The following is a 6,803-nucleotide window of genomic DNA, read 5'->3' as shown; positions in this document are numbered from 1 at the left end:
CTTGCCAAAATGAGAAATATAGGGTAAAATAAATAAGCACTGTTTGAGACAATGTGTAAAAGTTTGGATAACTTCTTTTTGGAGGAATTATAGATATGCCAGTTATTGCAGGCGATTTTCGCAACGGTGTAACCTTTGAGCTGGATGGACAGGTTCTTCAGGTTATTGAGTTTCAGCATGTAAAGCCGGGCAAGGGTGCTGCCTTTGTTCGTACAAAAATGAAGAACGTTATCACCGGCGCTGTTACCGAACGTTCCTTTAACCCGAGCGATAAGTTTGAAGATGCCTATGTTGAGCGTAAGGATATGCAGTATCTGTATGCTGACGGCGATCTTTATTACTTCATGGATACCGAAACTTACGATCAGGTTCCGATCAGCAAGGATACGCTGAGCGATAACTTCCGGTTCGTAAAGGAAAACGATATCGTTAAGATTTGTTCTTATAAGGGCAGCGTATTTGCTGTTGAACCGCCGTTCTTTGTTGAGCTGGTAGTTACGGAGACTGATCCCGGGTTCAAGGGCAACACTGCTACGAATACGCTCAAGCCGGCAACGCTGGAGACCGGTGCAGAGATTCGTGTTCCGCTCTTTATTGAGCCGGGTGAAAAAATTCAGATTGATACCCGTACGGGCGAATATCTGGGCCGCGCAAAGTAATGCAAATAAGAGGATGGCTATTGCCATCCTCTTGATATGGACATTTAGCTCAGCTGGAAGAGCATCCGCTTGACGTGCGGAAGGTCGGCGGTTCGAACCCGTCAATGTCCACCATAAAGCGAACCCGCTTGCGGGTTCGCTTTTTTCATTTCTTCTTCTGTGCAGGGCTGACTGCGCTATTGCCTGCATTGAAAAATTGATTATATGATAAAAACAAAAGGGGATAATTTATGATGCAAAAAGTTGCAAAATTCCATAAAATAAGCGAAGACAGATTCATTGCGGATTGGCGCTCGGCCACAGGCTGCACCATGGCGGAAGCCAGAGCGGTATATCGCCGCCTCCGTCTGCCGCGTCGTGCAACAATCGGTTCGGCAGGGTATGATTTTTTTGCACCGGAAGCTTTTTCGCTGGTGCCATATGAAACGATCAAAATACCAACAGGTATTCGTGCAGAAATTGCAGAAGGATGGGTCCTTCAGATTTACCCGCGCTCCGGCCTTGGTTTTCAATATCGTCTGCAGCTGGATAACACGGTTGGAATTATCGACAGCGACTACTTTTATGCAGATAACGAAGGGCATATTTTCATCAAAATGACCAATACCAACCGCGATGGTAAGACGTTAAATGTTGCCGCAGGAGAGGGCTTTGCGCAAGGAATATTCCTTCCTTTTGGCATCACTGAAGACGATGACGCAGATGGAGAACGCCATGGTGGTTTTGGCAGTACAACAACGAAATAACCGCTTTGCCCCGCAGGAATGCGGGGCTTTTTATGCACAAAATTTGATGCACGCGCCTATACTGTAGACAGGAGCGTGATGCGCAATGTTTTGCCGCGGGCAGGTGCTTGGGGTGGTGTTGATTGTATTGGGAAGCGGTTTGCTGGTCGGCGGCTTGCTGCCGTTCTGCCTGCCGGTCTGGCTGCTGGCGCTTGCACTGATTGCGGCAGGCGTATTTGTCTTTCGGTGCTGAAGAGGGAGGTGAACCGTATGAAGATTGTCATCTGGAAGAGCCCAAAGTATTTGCGAGGCATTCTGTGCAAACTGTTTCACGTTACATAACAGAAATCTGCACAGCAATGATAACGGTTCTTCAGCAGGAAAACCTGAAGGAATGCGTATCTTTTGAAAAAATGTCGTAAGCTGACAGCATTAAGCAGGGGCAAAAGCCCCTGCTTTTTCATATTGGATAAAAAACAAGCATATTGTTTTAACAGGAGCAGCAGAGTGATAAAGGAGGACGCATGAATGGAGTTAAATCAAACGACAATCTGTTATTATGACAAACGGCTGGCACGAATATCTGTCTGCACGGAGTCGGCGGATTCTATCGTACCGGATGCATTTCCAGATATTGGGCATGTGATTTGTGCATATGGAACCGCAGTCATTAAAGACCAAACACCGCAAACGGGCCGGCTGTTGATTTCGGGAACGGTGCAGACGACGGTCCTTTACGCTCCGGAAAAGGGAAGCGGTTTGCGTATGCTGCACGTTCCAATTAACTTTGCACATATCGAAGAATGCGACGGGCTGGATGTAAATGCCGTGTGTCATGTCTGCTGCCGTGTGGCATCGGTAGAAGCCGTCCCTGTCAACAGCCGAAAAATCAATGTGAATGCGCAGCTTTGTTTTGAAAGTGAATGCTACTGCAAATCTGAATGTACGCTGACAGAGCAGATCAGCCTGCCAAAGATCGAGATGCTTTGCAGTCCCGTATCAATGGTGTTCATTGAACAGGCCCAAAGCTGCCCCGTTACGGTTTTGGAGGACACTCCCATGCAGGATGCGGCGGGGCTGCAACTGCTTCACAGTATCTGTACCCTTCGGATGTCGGAGTGCCGTGCGATGCATGGAAAAGTGGTGCTAAAAGGCGAGGCGGATATGCAGTGCCTGGCACTGCAGGAGGATGGCGCCGTGCGCACGCTGAACAGCAGCACGCCCTTTACGCAAATATTGGAAATGACAGATGCAGAAGAGGGAGACACGGTTGCGGCAGATTTGGCGGTGCGCGAATCGGATTGCCGTCTTGAGGCGGATGGGCTGCTTTCCTATACGATCTCTGCAAGCGCACTGATTACGCTGCGCCGGGCAAAAACAATACAGCAAATTCAGGATTTGTATTTGCCGGGCAAAGACCTGCAGCTGCAGCAAGAGCAAGTTCTGCTGCATTCTATCCCTGATGCCGTTCCGTTTACCGGTGAAACAACGGAAACACTGCACGTTTCCGGCCAGGCTGCAAGGATTATTGCGGCAGACGCCATTTGCTGCGGAGTCAAGCGCAGTGCTTCGGATGGCAGTGTGCAGCTTACCGCTGCTGTACAGGTGTTGTATCAGGATGACAATCAGCGGCTTTGTGCGATTCAACGGATTATCCCGCTTTCCATTCCCTGTGCTGTAGAGGGTGATCTGTCGCATATTGCACTGCATACAAGGGCGGCAGCTTCAGGGGAAAACGGTGTGTTGTTGAACATTTCCGCAGCAGGAGATGCGCTGTCTGATACGCGGACTGCTTTTCGGCATATCACCGCCGCCGAAATTGGGGAAAAAGCTTCCTCCAAAGACGGCATCACGCTTATTTTGCGGCATATCGGTAAAGAACAGCAGCTTTGGGAAATTGCAAAAAGCTGCAGCACAACAGTGGCAGCAATTCGCCGCGCGAATGGGCTGCCGGACGATGCAGTAAGCGTGTCCCAAACCATGCTGCTCATCCCCATTCAGTCTTGAAAGGCAGGGATACAATGGAAAACCGGATTTATAATCAAATCAGCGCGCGCACCGGCGGGGATATCTATATTGGCGTCGTCGGCCCTGTACGCACAGGAAAATCAACGCTGATCAAACGCTTTATGGAAACAATGGTGCTGCCCAGCATGGAAAATGTGTATAAGCGGGAGCGCGCGCGGGATGAGCTGCCGCAATCGGGCACAGGACGCACCATTATGACGGCAGAACCCAAATTTGTACCTGAAGAGGCGGCTGAAATCTCTCTGCCGGATGGAGGCGCGTGCAGGGTGCGTCTGGTAGACTGCGTCGGATATCTGGTAGATGGAGCGCTGGGAGGAATGGAGGATGATGCCCCGCGTATGGTTTCCACCCCCTGGCGGGAACAGCCGATGACGCTGTCCGAAGCTGCCGAGGTAGGTACACATAAGGTAATAGAGGAACATTCAACCATTGGGCTGGTTGTTACAACCGATGGCAGCATTACCGAAATCCCTCGGGAAAGCTATGAACCCGCCGAACGGCGCGTTATATCAGAGTTAATAGAAATTGGGAAACCATTTATTGTACTGGTAAACTCTGCTGACCCAAATGGGAAAGCGGCGCAGGATGTATGCGCCAATCTGCGCACACAGTTTCATGTAGAGCCCATTGCGATAAACTGCCTCAGCCTGGATGAAGCTGGCATTACAAATATTCTGCAGCGTGTGCTGTATGAATTTCCTGTGCAGGAGATTGACTTCGCAATGCCTCGTTTTATTGGCGCTCTGCCAGAGACGCATCCGGTGCAGAATAGTATTTACCAGTCGATCCATGCAGCGGCAAATGCAGAGCAGAAAATGCGGGATATCCGCGCCATGTGCGATGCACTTGCAGAAAATGAGTATATTGGCCGTGCTTCTGTTGAACAGCTGACACTCGGCAGCGGCAAAGCACTTATTCATATTGAGATTCCAGATCGTGTATTTTACAATATCGTGGGAGAACAGACGGGGATTCGGGTGCAGGATGCCGCCGACCTCATCAGAGTGCTTGATGATTTTGCAAAAATCAAAAAGCAATACGGACGCCTGCGCGGTGCGCTTGAGCAGGTATATCAGACGGGATACGGTGTTGTAATGCCCGCGGTTGACGAGCTTGAGCTGGAGCCGCCCGAAATCATCCGGCAAGGTGGACGGTATGGTGTGCGTTTGCGCGCGTCTGCGCCTTCAATACACATGATGCGAGCCAATATTAAAGCTGAAGTCAATCCGATTGTCGGAACCGAGAAACAGTCGGAAGAGCTGGTGCACTATTTGCTTAGTGAATTTGAGGAGCAGCCGGAAAAAATCTGGAGCACCAATATATTTGGAAAGTCGCTCAATGAACTGGTGCGGGAAGAGCTATCGCACAAGCTCAGCCGCATGCCGGATGATGCGCGCGGAAAGCTGCGCGAAACGCTTGAGCGCATTATTAATGAAGGTTCCGGCGGGCTGATCTGCATCATTTTATAGGTCTGCTGTTCTGTATGGCGTTCGGCTTGCTTCCGGACGCCTTTTATTTTATGGCGGTATATTCTACATCGTTCGTAACGCTTGCAATACCCTATATGTTGTGCTAAAATGAAAAAGAATAATTACTATGTGGGGTGTTTTGTTGGATAAACATGTTTTCATCATCAACGGCAGCGGCGGCGTTGGAAAGGACACCGTTTGCCGGATTGCTGCCCAGTTTTGGCGTGTGCAAAATGTTTCTTCCATCACCCCGATACTGTCGATTGCGCGCGAGGCAGGATGGGATGGCCGAAAAACGCCTGAAGCACGCCGCTTTTTGTCCCAATTGAAACAGGCATGTACCGAATTCAACGATTTGCCCTTTTCATACTGCATGGAGCAATATCGGCAGTTTTTGCGGAACCATTCCGAACTGTTATTCGTCCATATTAGAGAGCCACATGAAATTGCACGTTTTCGTCAGGCGGTGGGAAAGCAATGTCAAGCTGTGCTGATCCGGCGTCCTGCGCTGGAGCAGGCCAGAGGATTGCTGGGCAACCGCTCAGATGATGGCGTTGCAGACTATTCATATGATGGGATTTTGGATAACGACGGTACGCTGGAGGAACTGCCAGGTAAAGTGCGTGACTTTTTCCAGGCCCTTTTACAGGCGTGATACCGGCAGGAGAAATTTGTGTGCTTTTGCATCTTTGAGATGTCGGCAATAAAAAATGGATAGAGAAAAGAAAGGACAGTTATCATGAGTGAAGAGAACAAGCAGCAGAGCCCAGAGCCCAAAAAGGGTGGAGCACACGTTGCCAAGACAGGAGCCGGTTCGGCAGTGCCGCCAGGGGAAAGCGGAAACGCCGAAAATACGCCCAAGCGCAATAAATATGCGGATAAAATGAACAAGAAAAAAGGGAAACTGAACAAAAAGCTTCAAATTGGCATTGGCGTTCTGATAGTGGCCCTGTTGGTCATATTGGGCATTTTTCTCATACTTAAAACGCGCGAAGCCGGCACTCAGTCCGACTCCAATACAATGGCAGTTGCCTACCGCGGTATGCTGGAAACTTATGTAGAAGGCAGCGGCGTTACCGCTGCGCAAACACGCGAAGAGCTTGGCAAAGATCTGAAAGGAAAGGTCAGCGAAGTTCTGGTTTCGGTAGGCGATGAGGTGATGGAGGGAGACCCCATTCTTGTCGTCAATCCAACAGAGACGCGAAAAGAGCTGGAAACCGCGCAGGAAGAGTTGGTGTCTGCGCAGCGCGGCGTATCGGACGCGCAGGCAGAGGTAAGCCGCGCGCAAAGCGAGGTTAATGCGGCGCAGAAGCGGCTGAACCGTCTGACGATTACCGCCCCCTTTACAGGTAAGCTGATTCCGAATGCATCGGAAGACGGTTCGACAGAGACTTACCGCGTCGGTCAGCAGGTGGGAGAGGGCACTGTCATCGGTTATATGGTGGATGACAGCAAAATGAACCTTTCTCTCTATTTCAGTTCGGCTTATTTGGGAGATATTAAGGCAGGACAGACCGCTTCCGTGTCCATCCCTTCCGCTATGAGTGCGGTGACGGGCACGGTCTCCTCGGTAGAAAATGCACAGAAAATTTCTGCCGAAGGCGTTAAGCTGTTCCGCGTAAATATCTCTCTAAATAATCCCGGCACACTGACCAAGGGCATGCTGGCTACAGCGACGGTTTCCACCAGCAGTTCCGGTGAAGTATATCCGGCAGAGTCGGGCACGCTGGAATACAGCCGCGAAGAAGCCGTTACGGTGCAGACCGGCGGTGAAATCAAAGCCGTTAACGGTATTGACTATTACAGCTATAAAAGCGGCGCTACGATTATGGTTTTGACCAGCGATACAGCGCAGGGTGAGCTGAAACTTGCGCAAAATGGTGTTGTCACTGCTCAAAATGCAGTAGTCAGCGCGCAGAAGC

7 protein-coding genes and 1 tRNA gene are annotated in these 6,803 nt (G+C 50.2%); all 8 read left to right on the top strand.

The window, feature by feature from the left end; genetic code table 11:
- The first annotated feature begins 95 nt into the window (after nucleotides 1-95).
- Nucleotides 96-659, top strand: a complete 564-nt coding sequence (gene efp, locus ACOYIE_RS08045) for an elongation factor P (protein WP_433412146.1) — start codon at nucleotides 96-98, stop codon at nucleotides 657-659.
- Between the two features lie 38 nt (nucleotides 660-697).
- Nucleotides 698-773 (top strand) — tRNA-Val (locus tag ACOYIE_RS08040).
- A 119-nt stretch (nucleotides 774-892) separates the two neighbouring features.
- Nucleotides 893-1,405 (top strand): deoxyuridine 5'-triphosphate nucleotidohydrolase, encoded by a 513-nt coding sequence (locus ACOYIE_RS08035; protein ID WP_433412148.1) that lies wholly within the window; start codon nucleotides 893-895, stop codon nucleotides 1,403-1,405.
- An 85-nt stretch (nucleotides 1,406-1,490) separates the two neighbouring features.
- The gene (locus ACOYIE_RS08030) at nucleotides 1,491-1,637 is read left to right on the top strand and encodes a hypothetical protein (protein WP_433412144.1); all 147 of its coding nucleotides are present in this window, start codon (nucleotides 1,491-1,493) and stop codon (nucleotides 1,635-1,637) included.
- A 275-nt stretch (nucleotides 1,638-1,912) separates the two neighbouring features.
- A complete protein-coding gene (locus tag ACOYIE_RS08025; RefSeq protein ID WP_433412142.1) occupies nucleotides 1,913-3,391 on the top strand; it encodes a DUF3794 and LysM peptidoglycan-binding domain-containing protein in 1,479 nt (492 codons plus the stop codon).
- Nucleotides 3,392-3,405: 14 nt separating this feature from the next.
- Nucleotides 3,406-4,881, top strand: coding sequence for a stage IV sporulation protein A (spoIVA, locus tag ACOYIE_RS08020; protein ID WP_433412140.1), 1,476 nt, complete (start codon nucleotides 3,406-3,408; stop codon nucleotides 4,879-4,881).
- Nucleotides 4,882-5,023: 142 nt separating this feature from the next.
- Complete coding sequence (locus tag ACOYIE_RS08015; protein ID WP_433412138.1) at nucleotides 5,024-5,536, top strand: hypothetical protein; 513 nt, start codon at nucleotides 5,024-5,026, stop codon at nucleotides 5,534-5,536.
- A gap of 84 nt (nucleotides 5,537-5,620) precedes the next feature.
- On the top strand, nucleotides 5,621-6,803 hold a 1,183-nt coding region (locus ACOYIE_RS08010; RefSeq protein ID WP_433412136.1), incomplete at its 3' end, for an efflux RND transporter periplasmic adaptor subunit.

This window comes from Agathobaculum sp. (assembly GCF_050946325.1).
Classification (GTDB): domain Bacteria; phylum Bacillota; class Clostridia; order Oscillospirales; family Butyricicoccaceae; genus Agathobaculum.
Note: the sequence above shows the minus strand (reverse complement) of the source record. Positions and strands in the feature narration are given on the sequence as shown.